At 72.4% G+C, this 17,115-nt stretch carries 14 protein-coding genes and 1 tRNA gene; 11 read left to right on the top strand and 4 right to left on the bottom strand.

Annotated features, from left to right (window positions below; genetic code table 11):
- Positions 1-184 precede the first annotated feature (184 nt).
- The 4 genes from ACFVHO_RS30310 to ACFVHO_RS30295 all read left to right on the top strand — a co-directional run bounded on the left by ACFVHO_RS30310 (position 185) and on the right by ACFVHO_RS30295 (position 4,347).
- A complete protein-coding gene (locus tag ACFVHO_RS30310) occupies positions 185-1,147 on the top strand; it encodes a hypothetical protein (protein ID WP_385721466.1) in 963 nt (320 codons plus the stop codon).
- A 116-nt stretch (positions 1,148-1,263) separates the two neighbouring features.
- Positions 1,264-2,856 (top strand): APC family permease, encoded by a 1,593-nt coding sequence (locus tag ACFVHO_RS30305; RefSeq protein ID WP_385721462.1) that lies wholly within the window; start codon positions 1,264-1,266, stop codon positions 2,854-2,856.
- 134 nt (positions 2,857-2,990) lie between these two features.
- Entirely contained in the window at positions 2,991-3,752 is a 762-nt protein-coding gene (locus ACFVHO_RS30300; protein ID WP_385721459.1) for a molybdopterin-dependent oxidoreductase, read from the top strand.
- Complete coding sequence (locus ACFVHO_RS30295) at positions 3,736-4,347, top strand: cytochrome b/b6 domain-containing protein (protein ID WP_385721456.1); 612 nt, start codon at positions 3,736-3,738, stop codon at positions 4,345-4,347. The genes ACFVHO_RS30300 and ACFVHO_RS30295 overlap by 17 nt, the downstream gene beginning before the upstream one ends.
- A 258-nt stretch (positions 4,348-4,605) precedes the next feature.
- On the opposite strand, the gene ACFVHO_RS30290 is transcribed toward ACFVHO_RS30295, so the two are convergent.
- Both ACFVHO_RS30290 and ACFVHO_RS30285 read right to left on the bottom strand, forming a co-directional pair.
- Positions 4,606-6,012 carry a gluconate:H+ symporter gene (locus ACFVHO_RS30290; RefSeq protein WP_385721454.1) on the bottom strand — a complete coding sequence of 469 codons (1,407 nt, stop codon included), beginning with the start codon at positions 6,010-6,012 and terminating at the stop codon, positions 4,606-4,608.
- A 136-nt stretch (positions 6,013-6,148) separates the two neighbouring features.
- Positions 6,149-6,658, bottom strand: coding sequence for a gluconokinase (locus tag ACFVHO_RS30285; RefSeq protein ID WP_385721451.1), 510 nt, complete (start codon positions 6,656-6,658; stop codon positions 6,149-6,151).
- Between the two features lie 137 nt (positions 6,659-6,795).
- Between ACFVHO_RS30285 and ACFVHO_RS30280 the strand changes: the two genes are divergently transcribed.
- The 3 genes from ACFVHO_RS30280 (at position 6,796) to ACFVHO_RS30270 (ending at position 9,325) form a co-directional block, all read left to right on the top strand.
- Positions 6,796-7,512 (top strand): FadR/GntR family transcriptional regulator, encoded by a 717-nt coding sequence (locus ACFVHO_RS30280; protein WP_385721448.1) that lies wholly within the window; start codon positions 6,796-6,798, stop codon positions 7,510-7,512.
- A gap of 158 nt (positions 7,513-7,670) precedes the next feature.
- Positions 7,671-8,885, top strand: coding sequence for a low temperature requirement protein A (locus ACFVHO_RS30275; RefSeq protein WP_385721445.1), 1,215 nt, complete (start codon positions 7,671-7,673; stop codon positions 8,883-8,885).
- Positions 8,886-8,920: 35 nt separating this feature from the next.
- Positions 8,921-9,325, top strand: a complete 405-nt coding sequence (locus ACFVHO_RS30270; RefSeq protein ID WP_385721442.1) for a YchJ family protein — start codon at positions 8,921-8,923, stop codon at positions 9,323-9,325.
- A 24-nt stretch (positions 9,326-9,349) separates the two neighbouring features.
- On the opposite strand, the gene ACFVHO_RS30265 is transcribed toward ACFVHO_RS30270, so the two are convergent.
- Complete coding sequence (locus ACFVHO_RS30265; protein ID WP_385721439.1) at positions 9,350-10,642, bottom strand: lipase family protein; 1,293 nt, start codon at positions 10,640-10,642, stop codon at positions 9,350-9,352.
- A gap of 381 nt (positions 10,643-11,023) precedes the next feature.
- Between ACFVHO_RS30265 and ACFVHO_RS30260 the strand changes: the two genes are divergently transcribed.
- Positions 11,024-13,900 (top strand): peroxidase family protein, encoded by a 2,877-nt coding sequence (locus ACFVHO_RS30260; RefSeq protein ID WP_385721436.1) that lies wholly within the window; start codon positions 11,024-11,026, stop codon positions 13,898-13,900.
- Positions 13,901-13,951: 51 nt separating this feature from the next.
- Here the strand turns inward: ACFVHO_RS30260 and ACFVHO_RS30255 are convergent.
- Positions 13,952-14,039 (bottom strand) — tRNA-Leu (locus ACFVHO_RS30255).
- Between the two features lie 178 nt (positions 14,040-14,217).
- Here ACFVHO_RS30255 and ACFVHO_RS30250 point away from each other — a divergent pair.
- The 3 genes from ACFVHO_RS30250 to ACFVHO_RS30240 all read left to right on the top strand — a co-directional run bounded on the left by ACFVHO_RS30250 (position 14,218) and on the right by ACFVHO_RS30240 (position 16,952).
- On the top strand, positions 14,218-15,561 hold the full coding sequence (locus ACFVHO_RS30250; RefSeq protein ID WP_385721433.1) for a M20/M25/M40 family metallo-hydrolase: 1,344 nt from the start codon (positions 14,218-14,220) through the stop codon (positions 15,559-15,561).
- A gap of 182 nt (positions 15,562-15,743) precedes the next feature.
- Positions 15,744-15,977, top strand: a complete 234-nt coding sequence (gene chpH, locus ACFVHO_RS30245) for a chaplin ChpH (RefSeq protein ID WP_030686223.1) — start codon at positions 15,744-15,746, stop codon at positions 15,975-15,977.
- A gap of 156 nt (positions 15,978-16,133) precedes the next feature.
- The gene (locus ACFVHO_RS30240; RefSeq protein WP_385721430.1) at positions 16,134-16,952 is read left to right on the top strand and encodes a chaplin; all 819 of its coding nucleotides are present in this window, start codon (positions 16,134-16,136) and stop codon (positions 16,950-16,952) included.
- Positions 16,953-17,115: the final 163 nt, after the last annotated feature.

Here is a 17,115-nt window from a genome sequence, read left to right as displayed (position 1 = left end):
CGCGCAAGTCGGACGTGCGGGGGCAAGTCGGCAGGGAGGCGCCAAGTGGGGCGGGAGGGGCCGGGGTTGGGTAAGGGGCCGCGTACGGGCGCGGCGGTAACGGGGCCTTGACGCGGAGCGTCACGTACCGCTTTGCTGTGCGTGATCACACGCTCGCCCAACGCGTCGGGGAGGACGTCCCGCGGTGTCTCCACCTCCGCCCCCGCCGCTCGGCCGCTCCCGCAAAAAGGCCGCGCACACCTTCGACGCCGCCCTCGACGACGCCGAACTCGTCACCGCCCGCGCCGCGTTGGCCCAGGGCCGCTGGACCGAGGTGCGCGCGCTGCTCGCGGCCACCGGCGACGACTGGGACCGCAGGGGCCACCGCTTCGATGTCCTCGGGCGCGAGTCCGCCACCGCGGCCTGGGCCCGCGACTGGCGGCTCGCCGAACCGGAGAGCGTCGACGCCGTCGCCCTGCTCGCCTTCGCCGCCGTGCACCGGGCGCTGCGCGGCAAGGAGCGCTCGGAGAAGGCCCGCGCCGCCTGCCGCGAGGCCGCCGCGCTCGTCCCCGCCGACCCCACCCCGTGGCTCGCGCTGCTGCTCCTGGAGCGCAGCCTCGGCCACGAGGAGGACGTCGTACGCCTCTTCGACGAGGTCCGCCACCGGCACCCCGAGCACCACCACGCCCACCACCTGATGGTCGCGCGGCTCGCCGAGCGGCGGCCCGGGGCGGGCCAGGACCCGCTGCACGAGGTGTACGACTTCGCTTCCTGGGCCGCGGAACAGGCCCCCGACCACTCGTCGTTGTCCGTGCTCCCGGTGATCGCGCACGCCGAGCGGTACCGCGTGCTCGCCACCGTGGGCACCGAGAACAAGGACCCGGTCGCCTCCGGGCACTGGACGAGCCGCCGCGCCCGGCAGGTGATGAAGGCGGCCTTCGACTGGTGGCTGGAGTGGGAGATGCCGCACGAATCGGTGCACCCGCGTGCCTTCGTCGACCTCAACTTCCTCGCCCACGCCAGGTTCTGCGAGGGCCGGGCGGCCGAGTCCGCGGCCCTGTTCCACCGCATCGGCAGGCACGCCACCGAAGCCCCCTGGTCCTACCCGGACCGCGATCCGTACCAGGCCTACTTCGCCGCCCGCGGCGCGGCACTCGGCACGGCCTGACCCCGCACCACCCCGACCCCGCACCACCGTGACCTCGCACCACCGCGACTCCGCACCACCCGGCACATGAGACGCACGACCAACGGCCCCCTGCGGGCGGAAAGGACAACCGCGCCATGGCGACGGGCAGTTCGAACGCGAGTGCAAGCAGTGCCGGCGGCGGCACGGGATCCCGCGGCAGGTCCGTCCCGCAGCAGCGCGGCATCAGCACCTACATGGGCCAGGAGCGGGCCCTGCGCGCGGGCCGCCTCGGCACCGCGGGCCTGCTCCTGTCCGTGCTCGCCGCGACCGGGCCGCTCATGGTCGTCGCGGGCGTCATGCCGACGACGTACGGCGTGATGGGGGTGGTGGGCCAGCCCCTGCTCTTCCTGATGCTCGGCGTCGTCCTCGCCCTGTTCAGCTTCGGCTACGCGGAGATGAGCCGGCACGTCCACAACGCCGGTGCCTTCTACGCCTACATCTCCCGCGGTCTCGGCGGCACCGCGGGCGCGGGCGCCTCCGTCGTCGCACTCGTGGCCTACAGCGCCCTGCAGGTCGGCCTGTACGGCATCCTCGGCTTCGAGGTGTCCGGGCTGCTCGACAAGTACTTCGACGTCACCGTCGGCTGGTGGCTGCCCGCCCTCGTCATCGTCCTGCTCGTCGGCGCCCTCGGCTGGCTGAAGATCGACCTCAACGCGCGCGTGCTCGGCGTCCTGCTGCTCGTCGAGGTCGCGCTCGTCGTCATCTTCGACATCGCCGCCGTCGCCGACCCGGCGAAGGAGGGCCTGTCGCTGCACGCGTTCAACCCCGACACCCTCACCGGCGCGGGCGTCGCCACCTCGCTGTGCTTCTGCATAGCGGCGTTCACCGGCTTCGAGCAGGCGCCCGTGTACGCCGAGGAGACCAGCCGTCCCCAAGTCGTGGTCGCCCGCGTGATGTTCTTCGCCGTCGGCTTCGTCGCCCTGTTCTTCGCCCTCAGCTCCTGGGCCCTCACCGTCGCCGCCGGACCCTCCGACATCGTGCCCGCCGCGCGGCAGCAGAGCGCGGGCTTGCTCTTCGGACTCACCGAGCCGCGCCTCGGCGGCACCTTCACCGACGTCCTGCACATCCTGTTCGTGACCGGCATCTTCGCGGCCATACTGAGCTTCCACAACGTCGTCGCCCGCTACGCCTTCGCCATGGGCCGCGAAGGCCTGCTGCCCGCGACCTTCGGCCGCACCAACAGCACGAGCGGCGCGCCGGGCACGGGCTCGCTGCTCCAGACCGTCGTCTCCGTCGTCGTCGTGACCGCCTTCGCCCTCACCGACGACGGCCCGGCCGGCGACCCGACCGCGCCCGTCCTGCACCTGTTCACCTGGGGCGGCAACGTGGGCGCCCTCGGTGTGCTGCTCCTGATGGCCACCGCGTCCGTGGCCGTCATCGTCTTCTTCGTCCGGCGCGGCGCCGCGGCCGCCCAGGCCTGGCGGATCACGGCGTCCGCGCTCGCCGCGGTCGCGCTGCTCGTCATCGCGGGCTACACCGTCAAGGACTTCGACGTCCTCGTCGGCACGGGCCCCGACTCCTCGCTGAGCTGGGTCCTGCCGGGCATCATCGGCGTCGCCGCGGTCGTCGGCCTCGCGTACGGGGCGTACCTGAAGTCGGCCCGCCCGGCGGCGCACGCGCGCATCGGGCTCGGCAACGAGGCGTTCCAGCTGGAGAAGGCGGCGGGGGACGCGGGGCGCGAGGCCTGAGCGCTGGGGCGTGCCGCACGCGGCCCGTGCGTGCCCCGCGCCTCACCCCCTCCGGGGCCCCGCAGATGTGACGAACCGCTGACGGGCATCCGCGGGCCCTGGCCTCCCGTGCCCGCGGGTGCTCGAATCGAGGGGTGACCACCGAACACCGGGACGCCGCCGACGAGCGGGACCCGGCCGCCCAGCCAGAGGCCGACGGCACCCCCGTGGGCCGTCGCCTGGTCCTCGGCACGCTCGCGCTCGGCGCCCTCGGCGTGGCCGCCGCGCCCCCGCTGCAGCGCGGCCTCGAACGGTTCCTCGGCGCCGCCTCCGACAAGGACCCCACCGGCCTCACCCAGCTCCTGCCCAACGGCGGCGGCTTCCGCTACTACTCGGTCGCCTCCTCCGTGCCGCGCAAGGACGCCTCCTCGTACCGCCTCACGGTGACCGGCCTCGTCGAACGCCCCGCCACGTACACCCTCGCCGAACTGCGCGCGCGCCCGCAGACCAGGCTCGTCCGCGACGTGCAGTGCGTGACGGGCTGGCGCGTGCCGGACACCCCCTTCGAAGGCGTCAGGCTCTCCCGGATCCTCGACGCCGCCGGGGTCCGCCCGGACGCCCGCGCCGTCCGCTTCACCTGCTTCGACGGGACGTACAGCGAAAGCCTCACCCTCGAACAGGCCCGCAGGAACGACGTGTTGGTGGCCCTGCGCATGCAGGACAAGGACCTGAACCACACCCACGGCGGCCCCGTCCGCCTCTACGTCGCGCCCATGTACTTCTACAAATCCGCGAAATGGCTGTCCGGCATCGAACTCACCGACAAGGTCGAGCCCGGCTACTGGGAGCGCAGGGGGTACGACGTGGACGCCTGGGTCGGCCGGTCGAACGGGCGCAGCGATGACCCCACCGTCTGAGCCCGGGCGGGTGCGGCGCTTCAGCCCCGGCGAGCGGTGGGTGCACCGGGGCACGGCCTGGCTGATGACCGTGTGCGTGCTCAGTGCCGCCTGTCTGTACGTGCCCCAGCTCGCCGAACTCGTCGGCCGCCGGGCCCTCGTGGTGGACGTCCACAGGTGGTCCGGGCTGCTCCTCCCCGTGCCCTTCCTGGCCGGACTCGCCTCCCGCGCCTTCCGCGCGGACCTGCGACTCCTCAACCGCTACGGCGACCACGACCGGCGCTGGCTGGCCGCCGTCCGCCACCGCGATCCGCGCCGTACGGCGCGCTGGGCCGGGAAGTTCAACGCCGGGCAGAAGGTGTATGCCGCGTGGGTCGGCGGGGCTGTGCTCGTCATGCTCGGCACGGGGCTCGTCATGTGGCGCACTGACCTCTTCCCGCTCCTCTGGCGCACGAGCTCCACGTTCGTCCACGACTGGCTCGCCCTCACCCTCGGGCTCGTCCTCCTCGCCCACGTCGCCCTCGCCGTCCGCGACCCGGAGGCCCGCCGCGGCATGCGCACCGGGTCGGTCGACCCGGGGTGGGCGGACCGGGAGCATCCCTTGTGGCGCAGGTAGCCCGTCCTCGCGGGGGCGCCCCAGTCCCGCCCCTTTCCCGAAACCGGGGCTCCGCCCCAGACCCCCGCTCCTCAATCGCCGGAGGGGCTGGATATGTCGCCGCTGCGGCAACGTTTCAGCCCGTCCGGCGTTTGAGGACGAGGCGCGAAGCGCCGATCGGCGGCGGCCCGTCCCACCCGAACGGGACACCCACCCCCGGGGTCCAGGGGCGAAGCCCCGGTTTCGGAGAAGGGGCGGGACTGGGGCGCCCCGCGAGGCCTACAACACCAGCGAAAGCAGCAGCACGAACCCCAGCGCCACCACGGAGATGATCGTCTCCATCACCGACCACGTCTTGATCGTCTGCCCCACATCAAGCCCGAAGTACTCCTTCACCAGCCAGAACCCCGCATCGTTCACATGGCTGAAGAACAACGACCCCGCCCCGATGGCAAGCACCAGCAACGCGGCATGCGAGGTGGACATGTCCGCGGCAAGCGGAGCCACAAGCCCGGCGGCGGAGATCGTGGCGACGGTCGCCGACCCCGTGGCGAGCCGAATCGCGACGGCGATGAGCCAGGCGAGAAGGAGCGCGGGAATGGACCAGTCCTCGGAGAAGTCGAGGATCATCTGGCCGACCCCCACGTCGATGAGGGTCTGCTTGAAGCCACCACCGGCGCCGACGATCATCAGCACCCCGGCGATGGGGGCGAGGGACTTCTCGACGGTCGTGGAGAGCCGCTCCTTGGTGAAGCCCGCGGCCCGCCCCAGGGTGAACATCCCGACGAGCACGGCGGCGAGCAGCGCGATCAGGGGGGACCCGACGACGTCGAAGACGCGCTGGACGGTGGCGTCGGGGTCGTCGACGACGATGTCGACAAGGGCCTTGGCCAGCATCATGACGACGGGCAGCAGGACGGTGGCGACGGTGACGCCGAACCCGGGCCGCTTCTCCAGGTCTTCGGAGGGCCGCTGCGGAATCATCTTCTCGGGCGGAGCCACGTCCACCCACCGGGCGGCGACCTTCGAGAAGACGGGACCCGCGATGATGACGGTGGGGATGGCGACGAGCACGCCGAGCGCGAGGGTCACGCCGAGGTTGGCCTTGACGGCGTCGATGGCGACGAGAGGGCCGGGGTGCGGCGGGATGAGGCCGTGCATCACGGAGAGCCCGGCGAGGGCCGGGATGCCGATGCGCATCAGGGAGTAGTTGCCGCGCTTGGCGACCATCAGGACGACGGGGATCAGCAGCACGATGCCGACCTCGAAGAACAGCGGAAGCCCGATGACGGAGGCGATGAGCACCATCGCCCACGGCATGGCACGCCCGCCGGACTTTCCGGCCTTGGCGAGGATCGTGTCGACGATCTGGTCGGCGCCGCCGGAGTCGGCGAGCAGTTTGCCGAGGATCGCGCCGAGCGCGATGAGGACGCCGACGCCCGCGACGGTGGACCCGAGCCCGGTGGTGAAGCTGGCGATCGCCTTGTCGAGCGGCGCGCCCGCGAAGGCGCCGAGCGCCAGCGAGCCGATGGTCAGCGCCAGGAAGGCGTGGACCTTGAACTTCGTGATGAGCAGAACGATGACGGCGATGCCCGCGAGAACGGCGATCCCGAGCTGGGCGTGGCCCGCCGAGGTGATCGGTTCGACGGGGTCCGCTGCCAGCATCTCGACGCTGAGACTGGTCACGGTGGGTTCCTTGTACGTGGACGTGGACGTGGACGTGGAAGGGGGTGCGGGGGCGTGCGGGGAGGGAGTAGGGGGTGCCGGGCCCGGCCGGGGGAGCGGCCGGTCAGTGGTGGGTCAGGGGCCGGTCGGCGGCCGGTCAGTGGTCGCGGGCGGCGAGTGCCGCCGCGGCCCGCTCGGCGATCTCCGCAGGCGTGCCCGCGACGTCGACGTCGACGCCCGCCTCGTCCGCCCCGAGGGGCTGGAGCGTGGCGAACTGCGAGTCGAGCAGCGCGGTCGGCATGAAGTGGCCCTTGCGCTGTGTCATCCGCTCCTCGATGAGGGCGCGGTCGCCGGTGAGGTGTACGAAGACGAGGCCGGGCGCGGCGGCCCGGAGCCGGTCGCGGTAGGACCGCTTCAGCGCCGAGCTGCTGACCACGCCGCCGAGTCCGGCGCGGCCGTGGGCCCACTCGCCGATGGCATCCAGCCACGGCCAGCGGTCGTCGTCGGTCAGCGGGGTGCCGGCCGACATCTTGGCGATGTTCGCCTGGGGGTGGAAGTCGTCGCCCTCGGCGTAGGGGACGCCGAGCCGGGCGGCGAGCAGGGGCCCGACTGTGGTCTTGCCGGTGCCCGCTACGCCCATGACCACGACGACGTGGGTGGTGCTCATCGCTGCTGCTGCCTCGCTGTCCTCGTCGACATCGATCGGTTCACGCCACTGAAACCCATTAGGTCAGACGAATTCAAGAGGCTGTGATGCAAAAGTCTGACTTTTTGAGTACGCGAGTCCCCTCGTACGCTGACGTCATGACCGCACAGGCCCGGGGGCTGCACGCTCGCGTACTGGACAGCCTCGGGCCCGCCATCACCGCGGGCGAGTACCCACCCGGCAGCGTCCTGCGCACGGACGAACTCGCACAGCGCTTCGAGGTGTCACGCTCGGTGATGCGTGAGGTGGTGCGTGTCCTGGAGTCCATGCACCTGGTCGCGTCCCGGCGCCGCGTGGGTGTGACCGTGCGGCCCACCGAGGAGTGGAACGTCTACGACCCGCAGGTCATCCGCTGGCGCCTCGCGGGCGCCGACCGCCCGCGCCAGCTGCGCTCCCTGACCGTCCTGCGCTCGGCCATCGAGCCGGTGGCCGCGGGCCTGGCCGCGCGGAACGCCACCGCCGAGCAGTGCGCGGCCCTCACCGAGTGCGCCCTCGGCATGGTCGCCACCTCCCGGGGCCGTCGGCTCGAGGAGTACCTCGTGCACGACATCGCCTTCCACCGCGTGGTCCTGGACGCCTCCGGCAACGAGATGTTCGCCCGGCTCGGTGACGTGGTCGCCGAGATCCTCGCGGGCCGCACCCACCACGACGTGATGTTCGAGGACCCCGATCCGGCCGCCGTGACCCTGCATGTGCGCGTGGCCGAGGCGGTACGGGAGGGCGACGCGGACCGCGCCGAGGCCCTCACCCGCGAGATCGCCGAGGGCGCCCTCAAGGAGCTGGACATCCTGGCGCCACCGCCCTCCCCGCGCTGACCCTCCGGCCCACCCCACCCCGGCACCGCACCGCCCCGCCCCGGCCACCCCGCGACCGCCCCGGCCGCCCGCCCTCACCCCGGCCGACCTGCGCCCCACCGCCCCCTGGGCCATCCTGACCGGAGTACCCCAGGGGGGCCGCAGAAGGGCGCGCCGAGATGAGCGAGGACACCCCCGCGGGCATCGGCCACGGCCGGACCGTCAAGCCGCTCGTGCGGATGCGGGCCCGCCGCCCCGACGAGAAGCACCGCGCCGCCACCCCGCTGGAGCTGCTGTTCGACCTGTGCTTCGTGGTGGCGGCCGGCCAGGCGGGGGCCCGCCTCGTGCACGCCCTCGCCGAGGGCGACACCGGGCACGGCGTCACCGGCTATCTGCTCGTGTTCTTCGCGATCTGGTGGGCGTGGGTGAACTTCACCTGGTTCGCCTCCGCGTACGACACCGACGACGTGCCGTACCGGCTCGCCACCCTCGTGCAGATGGCGGGCGTCCTCGTCCTCGCGGCCGGGATCCCCCGGGCCTTCGACGACGGTGACTACGGGGTCGCGATCACCGGCTACGTGATCATGCGGGTGGCGCTCGCCGCGCAGTGGCTGCGGGCGGCCCGCGGCGAGAGCGGGGCGGGGCGCACGGCCGCGCTGCGCTACGCGATCGGTCTGGTCCTCGTGCAGGCGGGCTGGGTGGTGCTCCTGCTGCTCCCGGACGCGGCCTGGGCCTGGGGCGTCGGGCCGCTGATCGTCGCCGAGATCGCGGTGCCAGCCTTCGCCGAGCACAGCCGCCGCAGCCCCTGGCACCCGCACCACATCGCCGAGCGCTACGGCCTGTTCACGATCATCATGCTCGGCGAGTCCGTCGCCGCCGCCACGGTGGCCGTGCGCTCCGCCCTCGACGACTCGGCGGCCCTCGACGAACTCCTGCCGATCGCCGCCGGTGGCCTCGTCATCGTCTTCGCGGCGTTCTGGATCTACTTCGCGGTCCCCATCCACGAGTACCTCGTCTCGTCCCGGCAGGCGTTCGCCTGGGGGCTCGGCCACTACGCGATCCTCGGCTCCGCCGCCGCGATCGGCGCGGGCATCGAGGTCGCCGTGGAGCAGGCCACCCACCACGCGCACATCTCCACGCTCGCCGCCTCCTGCGCCGTCACCGTGCCCACCGCGCTGTTCCTGATCAGCACGTGGGCCGCGCACTCCCGGCACTTCAAGACCGGCATCGCCCAGCAACTGGTCCTGCCCGTCACCGCCCTGCTCGTCCTCGCCGCGAGCTTCGCCGGACACGGGGCCGTCCCCCTCGCCGCCCTGGTGACGGCCTGCTCGGTGGCCGTCGGCCTGTGGCTCGCCCGCCCGAAGGCCGCGGTCGCGCCCACCGGCACCGGGTGAGCGCCGCCGCCGGGGCCGAGGGGACAATGGGCGGCATGTCCCGACGCACCCCCACGCGCCCCGAGCCCTGCCCCTGCGGGCACCCCCTGCCGTACGAGAAGTGCTGCGGCCGACTGCACCGGGGCGAGGCCGCCGCCGCGAACCCCGAGGAGCTGATGCGGTCCCGCTACAGCGCCTTCGCCCGGCGCGACGAGGCGTACCTGCTGCGCACCTGGCACCCCAGGACCCGGCCGCCGCGCATCGAGTTCGACCCGGCGATGCGCTGGACGGGGCTCGCCGTCGAGGAGACGGCCGACGGCACGGCGTTCCACTCCACGGGCACCGTCACCTTCCGCGCCCGCTACACCGACGGCGGCCGCCCCGACTCCCTGCACGAGCGCAGCCGCTTCGAGCGGGTGGACGGGGCGTGGGTGTACGTGGACGGCGACTTCGTCGACTGACCGGAGCCGCCCGGTCCGGCCGCCTCAGCGCACGTCCCCGTACTCGCTGAGGACCCCCGCCGGGGCCAGCGCGTTGACGTAGTGCCCAGGGCCGTGGTCGTCGAAGGAGTACGCGAACGGGACGGTGCGCGTCAGGGCGAGGCGGGCGGCGAAGAAAGCGAGCGGCGCGACGACCGCGAGCCCGGCGAGGGTGTCCATCTGCGGATAGTGCCGGCCCGGCTCGTGGACCTCGCTCCAGCCGGACTCCTGGACGTGCCGCAGCGGCGTCAGCACCCGTTCCGCCGCCCGCACCGCGTGCTCCGGCAGCCTCCGCAGCGGCGCGCGCAGCAGCCGCCCCGGCAGCGCCACCGCCTCCACGCCCGCGTTCCCGAGGGCGGCCAGTGCGCCGTCGACCGGGGACCGCGCCTTGCGGTAGTGGAACTCCCGGCCGAAGGGCGCGTACGGGCCGACCGGGCGCGGCGGCAGCGCGGGCACCACGTCGCGGTCGTAGATGTACCGCAGCAGCCGGTCCCGCAGCACATGCACCCCGCGCTCGTCCACGGCCTTGCGGCAGGCCCGCGCCAGGTCGGGACCGCCGACCATCGGCTGGCCGAAGGTGTAGACGGCGCGCAGCTTCTCCGCGACGGCCCGGTAGCGCGGCTCGTGGGCGAGGACCACGCCCATCAGCGCGGCCGTCGCACCGCCCAGGCTGTGCCCGGTGATGTACAGCGCCCGCATGCCGTCCCCGCGCACGTCGTGCTCGTCCGGGTTCACCGACTCGCCGCGCAGCGCCCGCTCCAGGGCTCCCATGACCAGGTGCCGGGTCGCGCGCATCGTGCGGTAGAAGCCCGCGTGCACCTCGTGCCTGCGGCCGTCGAGCTCCACCGACAGCGTCTCGGGCCGCACGTCGGCGTCGGTGAGGATGCTGATGATGTCCTCGGGCTGGGTGCCGCGGTAGCAGAGGATCACCACCCGCCGGTCCTCGTCCTGCACGAGATACGCGGCCGACGCGACGTACATCGCGTCGACGCGCAGCTCGAACACCCGGCAGCGGTTCCGCTCCAGGCCGAGCCGCGTCATCATCATCGCGACGGTGTCCGGCGCGCCGCGCTGCGCGAACCCCGCGTAGGCGTACGCCGAGCAGGTCGCGAGCGCGTGCGGGATCACGCCGTCCGGATCCGGCTGCTCGGCGCCGTCGACCAGACGCTCCACCAGGTCCGGATAGACCGGGAATCCCGTGCTTTCAGGTCCCTCGTCCCCCTTGTCCCCATTGTTCGCGGACCGCTTGAACGGTCGCAGCTCGGCGAAGCCCGGACCCACGACGTACTCGTCCCGCATGGCGTCCCCCGTAACAGGCGGTGGCGGCACCGGACTTGCGAGCACACCACCGGAGCGCGCGCACCGTCAACGCGAGCGCGCGCCCGCTTCCGCGACCCGTCGGGACCCGGCCACACCGGCGCCCCGCGCGTGGGGTTGCTGGAGAAGGAGACGCGCACGGGACGTCCCGCCACCGGGCACAGGGCCCCCGGCCGCGTCCCTGACGGGCCCAAACGCCGCAGCCCGCGTGCCAGTTCGAGCCGGGCGAGCACCCGCGCACATAGGCGGGATCGCCCGCTGCGGTCCGTCCGGCCCCGCCAGTAGCGTCTACGCCTCTGCGGTGCACGCCCGCACCTCGCGTGCGCGCGGTCCGTTTCCTCCTCCGTCCGAAGGAAGCGCCCGATGATGTCTCAAGGACAGCCCTCAGGACAGTACGAGCAGAGTTACGAGCGCTATCAGGGCGGCAGCCCCGAAGCGGAGCGCGTCCTCTTCGAACGGCTCGCCCGCGAGCTGATGAAGGTGCAGAGGGCCAACATGCGGGCCGCGAACGCCGGTTCACCGGCCCGCGTCCAGCACGCCAAGTCGTCGCTCGGCGTGGAGAACGCACGCCTGCGCTTCCGCGACGACCTGCCGGAGGAGCTGCGCTGCGGCTACGCCCAGCCCGGCGCCGAGTACCCCGCGACGGTCCGCCTCTCCGGCGCGAGCGGCATCGGACAGGCCGACGGGGCGCCGGACCTGCGGGGCGTCGCCGTGCGCGTGGAAGTCTCCGCGGAGGAGAGCCACGACCTGCTCGCCACCAACTGGCCGGTCTCGCACGCCAAGGACGCCCGCGAGTTCGTCGCCTTCGCCAAGGCCCTCGCCGGTGCCCGCAGCCCGCTGCAGAAGGCCTTCGGCCTGCTCGTCAAACTGCCGCTCGCCGTCGGCCTCTCGACCGCGACCCGCATGCGCCGCAACATCCAGGCCGCCACCCGCCACACCGTCAACAGCCTCGCGGGCGAGACGTACTGGAGCCGCGGCGCCACCCTCTGGGGCACCGCCGGACCCGTCCGCTACCTGCTGCGCCCGGCCGGCAGCGCCGCCCCCACCCCGCGCCCGGACCGCCGCGACCCCAACTACCTGCACCGCGAGCTCGCCCACCGCCTCGCCACCGCCGACGTCGCCTTCGAACTGTGCCTGCAGCGGTACGTCGACGAGACCCGCACGCCCGTCGAGGACGGCGCCGTGGAGTGGCGCGAGGCCGTCAGCCCCGCCGTGCCCGTCGCCCGCCTCACCATCCCCAGCCAGGACCTGGACACCGCCCAGGCCCGCTCGGCCGCGCGGCGCGTGGAGGAACTGGCGTTCAACCCCTGGTACACCACCGACGAGTTCCGCCCCCTCGGCAACCTCAACCGCGCCCGCAAGGCCGCCTACGAGGCGAGCGCCGCGTACCGCCAGGGTCTGCGCTTCAGCACCGCGGAGCCGGTGCGCAACCGGGTGCTCGGCATCCCCGTGGGCGCCGCCTTCCGGCTCCTGAACCGGAGCGTGCCCTGGCACCGCCTGCCCCTCCAGCTGAGCCTGCTGAACCTCGTCTTCCTCCGGAAGGTGCTCCGCCGCTTCAACCTCATCGACACCGACGTGCACGAGGCTCCGCCCAGGGCCGTGCCGGTGCCGCTGCCCCCCGACGAGCGGCTGCGCACGGCCCGCTCCTACGACGGCACGTACAACGACCTGTCCGCGCCCGCCATGGGCGCCGTCGGCGCGGCCTTCGGCCGGAACATGGCCCCTGACTACCGCCCCGACCTCTTCGACACCCCGAACCCGGTCACGGTCAGCCGCCAGCTCCTCCACCGCGAGAACTTCCTGCCCGCGACGACCCTCAACGTCCTGGCCGCCGCCTGGATCCAGTTCCAGGTCCACGACTGGGTCAACCACCGCCGCCACCCCGCGGGCACGAAGACCGTCGAGGTGCCCCTGCCGCCCGGCTCGTCCTGGCAGAACACCCCGGGCGGGCCGGCCGAGAGCGTCATGCGCTTCGCCGAGAACGAGGGCATCCACGTGTCCGACGGCCGCCCGCCCGTCCTCTTCGCCAACACCGCGTCCCACTGGTGGGACGGCTCCGAGGTGTACGGCGCCGACGAGGCGACCGCGAAGTTCCTGCGCGCCCCCGACGGCGGCGCCGATCTGCGCCTGGAGGAGGGGCACCTGCCCCTCGGCCAGAACGGCGTCCCGCTGTCCGGCTTCACCGACAACTGGTGGCTCGGCCTCAGCGTGATGCACACCCTGTTCGCCCGCGAGCACAACGCGGTCTGCGCGGCGCTGCGGCAGGCGTACCCCTCCATGAGCGAGGACTCCGTCTACCACACGGCCCGGCTCGTGGTCTCCGCCCTCATCGCGAAGATCCACACGGTGGAGTGGACCCCGGCGATCCTCGCCACCGAGGCCATCGACCTCGGCCTGCACACCAACTGGGACGGACCACCCGACAACTGGCTCAACAAGCTGGGCCTGTGGCTCCTGGAGGCCCACTCCCTCACGGGCATCCCCAAGACCCTCCCGGACCACCACGGCGCCCCGTACTCCCTCACCGAGGACTTCGTCACCGTCTACCGCATGCACCCGCTCATCCCCGACGACTACGAGCTGCGCGAGCACCACTTCGGCCGCCGCCTGGAGACGGTCGGCTTCCTCGACATCAACGGCGCCGCGGCCGAGGGCGCCATCCGCAAGACCGGCCTGGCCAACACCCTGTACTCCTTCGGCATCGCCCACCCCGGCGCGATCACCCTCCACAACTTCCCGCGCGCCCTCCAGAAGTTCGAGCGCGAGGGCGAACTCATCGACCTCTCCGTGGTCGACCTCGCCCGCACCCGCCGCCGCGGCGTGCCCCGCTACAACGACTTCCGCGAGGGTCTGCACAAACAGCGCGTCCGCAGCTTCGAGGACCTCACCCAGAACCCGGAGACCCTCGCCCGTCTGAAGGACGTCTACAGCTCCGTCGACGAAGTCGACACCATGGTCGGTCTGTTCGCCGAGAACCCGCCCACCGGCTTCGGCTTCAGCGACACCGCGTTCCGCGTCTTCATCCTGATGGCCACCCGCCGCATCCAGAGCGACCGCTTCCTCACCGTCGACTTCCGCCCCGAGATCTACACCCCCCTGGGCATCGACTGGGTCCAGAAGGGCGGCATGAACTCCGTGATCCTCCGCCACTGCCCCGACCTGGCCGCCCTGCTCCCGCGCAAGGCCAGCGCCTTCGCCCCTTGGCGCCAGGTGCCGCCGACGAACAACGGAGGGACGTAGCAGACAAGGGCCGGACATGAAGAAAGCCCCTCGCGAGAGGGGCTTTCCTGCTGGTGTCCGAGGGGGGACTTGAACCCCCACGCCCGATAAAGGGCACTAGCACCTCAAGCTAGCGCGTCTGCCATTCCGCCACCCGGACCGGTGGTCTGTCGCGGTTTCCCGCGGCGACGTGGAAAACCATAGCAAACATTCAGAGGGTCCTGATCACGCTGGTCCCGGGGGTGAACGGCGTATGACGAGGGGCGCCCGGCCTTGGGTCCGGGCGGTCGGCGCGGGAGGATGGGAGGGACCCACAGTGCGACAGCGGGAGGAACAGCGTGAGCGAGCCGACCAGGGGCGGCAGGGCGGACGGGGCACGGGCCGTTTCCGGCGAGGACGAGGTCGTCGACCTGTGCCGGGACCTGATCCGGATGGACACCAGCAACTACGGCGATCACTCCGGCCCGGGGGAGCGCAAGGCGGCCGAGTACGTCGCGGAGAAGCTCGCGGAGGTCGGGCTCGAACCGCGGATCTTCGAGTCGCACCCGGGACGCGCGTCCACCGTGGCGCGCATCGAGGGCGAGGACCCGTCGCGGCCCGCGCTGCTCATCCACGGCCACACCGACGTCGTACCCGCCAATGCCCAGGACTGGACGCACCACCCCTTCTCCGGTGAGGTCGCGGACGGCTGCCTGTGGGGCCGGGGTGCCGTCGACATGAAGGACATGGACGCGATGACCCTCGCGGTCGTGCGCGACCGGCTGCGCAGCGGCCGCAAGCCGCCGCGGGACATCGTGCTCGCCTTCCTCGCGGACGAGGAGGCGGGCGGCACGTACGGGGCGCGGTACCTGGTCGACAACCACCCGGACCTCTTCGAGGGCGTCACCGAGGCGATCAGCGAGGTCGGCGGGTTCTCCTTCACCGTCAACGAGCAGCTGCGGCTGTATCTGATCGAGACGGCACAAAAGGGAATGCACTGGATGAAGCTGACCGTGGACGGCAGTGCCGGACACGGGTCGATGATCCACAAGGACAACGCCATCACCGAGCTGTCCGAGGCCGTGGGGCGGCTCGGGCGGCACAAGTTCCCGGTGCGGGTCACCAAGACCCTGCGGCACTTCCTCGACGAGCTGGGCGACGCCCTCGGCACCGAGCTCGACCCGGAGAACATGGACGACACGCTGGCCAAGCTCGGCGGCATCGCCAAGCTGATCGGCGCCTCGCTGCAGAACACCGCCAACCCGACCCAGCTCGGCGCCGGTTACAAGGTGAACGTGATCCCCGGACAGGCCACCGCGCACGTCGACGGCCGTTTCCTGCCCGGGTACGAGGAGGAGTTCCTGGCCGACCTCGACCGCATCCTCGGCCCGAACGTCAAGCGGGAGGACGTGCACGCGGACAAGGCCCTGGAGACCACCTTCGACGGGGCGCTCGTCGACGCCATGCAGATGGCGCTGCAGGCGGAGGACCCGATCGCGCGGGCCGTGCCCTACATGCTCTCGGCCGGCACGGACGCCAAGTCCTTCGACGACCTCGGCATCCGCGGCTTCGGCTTCGCTCCGCTCAAGCTGCCGCCGGAACTGGACTTCGCGGGCATGTTCCACGGAGTGGACGAGCGGGTGCCGGTGGACGGCCTGAAGTTCGGGGTCCGGGTGCTCGACCGGTTCATCGACGCTTCCTGAGCTCCTGGTTTCTCGGCTTCCTGCGCCGGCGCGTGCCGAAACGAAACTCCAATAATCGGCAGCGCGTGCGCAATTGACCGAAAAGAGTGAAAGCAGCCTTGCTCTCGTAGCCCTCAACTTCCTCCTTCGTTACAGGTGGTGCGGTCCGCGGCTGGGACCGCATTTGCCAACTAGGAGGAATAATGATCAAGAAGGTCGTTGCCGCTGCGGTAGCCACCGGCGGTCTGGTGCTCGCGGGTGCGGGCGTCGCCGCTGCCGACGCCGGTGCACAGGGTGCCGCCGTGCACTCCCCGGGCGTCGCTTCGGGCAACGTCGTCCAGATCCCCGTGCACGTGCCGGTGAACGCCTGCGGCAACACGATCTCCGTGATCGGGGTGCTGAACCCCGCCTTCGGGAACTACTGCGTCAACAAGTGACGCCGCTGTGTCTCACCCCGTGAGGGGCCTCACCCCATGAGGGTCTGAATTCCGTCGGCCCCGGAGTGCGTGTCACGCACTCCGGGGCCGACGGGCATTGGGCGCACGGCGCACTGGGCCCGTGCGCAATTCCGGAAGGCAAGGCAGGAACTAGCTATGCGACAGGTCACGCGCAAAGGCCTGATCACCGTGGCGGCCGCAACCGGCGCACTCGCTGTCTCTGGTGGTTACGCACAGGCCGACTCCAACGCCCATGGCGGCAGTTCGAATTCACCCGGCGTGCTGTCGGGCAATTCCGTCCAGCTTCCCGTGGACGTCCCGGTCAATGTCTGCGGCAACACCGTGAACGTCATCGGGGGCCTGAACCCGGCGGCGGGCAACAAGTGTGCCAACACCTCCGGCTCCCGTCACGGTGGCGGTGGCTACGGGGACGACCACGGGGGCAAGCCCTCGGGCGGCGGCTCCACGGCCGACGGCGGCGCCCACGGCTCACCGGGGGTCGGCTCCGGCAACAGCGTGCAGCTGCCGGTCGACGTCCCGGTCAACGTCTGCGGCAACAGCGTCAACGTCGGCGGCGCCGGCAACGCCGCCGTGGGCAACGAGTGCGGCAACGAGTCCGACAGCCACACCGGTGGGAAGCCGCCCACGAAGCCCGACCACCCGGGCAAGCCCGACCACCCGGGGAAGCCGCAGCAGCCCGGCAAGCCGCAGCAGCCCGGCGGCGGCGTCAAGCCCGAGCAGCCGGGCAAGCCCCACCAGCCCGGCAAGCCGGGCCAGCCCGTCTCGCCCGCGCAGCACAAGCCGGAGCGTCCGGCGGCCGGGCCGAACGTGCCCGAGGCGCACATGATCACGCCGCCCAAGGGCAAGGACCAGCTCGCGCAGACGGGCAGCTCCCTGCCGGTCGGCGTCGCGCTGCCGGTCGGCGCGGGCATGCTGCTCGCGGGCACCGTCCTGTACCGCAGGACGCGTGCCTGAGAGCCGGTGACCGGCGCACCACCGGGTGAACGGCCCGGCGCGGGCCCCGGGGGTACGCGTCAGGTGACATCGGGTGACATCAGGTGAAAACGGAGCGGGCCCCGCGATCGCCGGGCCCGCGCCGTTTTCACACCGTCCGCCGGGGACCGGCCGGTCGTCCCCG

Origin of the sequence: Streptomyces sp. NPDC127108 (genome assembly GCF_042677545.1) — a bacterium.
Taxonomy (GTDB): Bacteria; Actinomycetota; Actinomycetes; order Streptomycetales; family Streptomycetaceae; genus Streptomyces.
Note: the sequence above shows the minus strand (reverse complement) of the source record. Positions and strands in the feature narration are given on the sequence as shown.

Bases quoted from the DNA above. Each gene is read 5' to 3' on its own strand.
- ACFVHO_RS30265 (WP_385721439.1), bottom strand. From the start codon at position 10,642: ATGCGGGACGAGTACGTCGTGGGTCCGGGCTTCGCCGAGCTGCGACCG.
- ACFVHO_RS30285 (WP_385721451.1), bottom strand. From the start codon at position 6,658: ATGAGCACCACCCACGTCGTCGTGGTCATGGGCGTAGCGGGCACCGGC.
- ACFVHO_RS30260 (WP_385721436.1), top strand. From the start codon at position 11,024: ATGATGTCTCAAGGACAGCCCTCAGGACAGTACGAGCAGAGTTACGAG.
- ACFVHO_RS30305 (WP_385721462.1), top strand. From the start codon at position 1,264: ATGGCGACGGGCAGTTCGAACGCGAGTGCAAGCAGTGCCGGCGGCGGC.
- ACFVHO_RS30275 (WP_385721445.1), top strand. From the start codon at position 7,671: ATGAGCGAGGACACCCCCGCGGGCATCGGCCACGGCCGGACCGTCAAG.
- ACFVHO_RS30240 (WP_385721430.1), top strand. From the start codon at position 16,134: ATGCGACAGGTCACGCGCAAAGGCCTGATCACCGTGGCGGCCGCAACC.
- ACFVHO_RS30280 (WP_385721448.1), top strand. From the start codon at position 6,796: ATGACCGCACAGGCCCGGGGGCTGCACGCTCGCGTACTGGACAGCCTC.
- ACFVHO_RS30295 (WP_385721456.1), top strand. From the start codon at position 3,736: ATGACCCCACCGTCTGAGCCCGGGCGGGTGCGGCGCTTCAGCCCCGGC.
- chpH (WP_030686223.1), top strand. From the start codon at position 15,744: ATGATCAAGAAGGTCGTTGCCGCTGCGGTAGCCACCGGCGGTCTGGTG.
- ACFVHO_RS30270 (WP_385721442.1), top strand. From the start codon at position 8,921: ATGTCCCGACGCACCCCCACGCGCCCCGAGCCCTGCCCCTGCGGGCAC.